A 253-nucleotide genomic window follows, 5' to 3' on the forward strand; every position below is an offset into this window, starting at 1 on the left:
GCCCACGAGCCATGGTCGGGCCACTACCGCGTGCGCGAGGCGCTCTGGGGCTACGCTCACTACGGCCAGTTCACGGGCCTGGGTTGGACCTATCTCTCGGGCGCGTGCCGCGAGCTCGCCGGCGGCGGATCGGCTGTGACCCTCGCCTCGGAGGACGGCGACGTCAGCACGATCATCGAGACGTCGGGCGCCGCCGAATCACAAAAGTTGCGCCTCTCGCTGGGTGACGGATTCGAGGCGCCGCGCCTGCATG

At 70.0% G+C, this 253-nt stretch carries 1 protein-coding gene; it reads left to right on the top strand.

Annotated features, from left to right (window positions below):
- Nucleotides 1-253: hypothetical protein (locus tag SB658_RS25850; RefSeq protein WP_410603330.1), on the top strand; the 253-nt coding region annotated here is incomplete at both ends.

Source organism: Bacillus sp. SIMBA_008 (assembly GCF_046535495.1).
Taxonomy (GTDB): domain Bacteria; phylum Bacillota; class Bacilli; order Bacillales; family Bacillaceae; genus Bacillus; species Bacillus subtilis.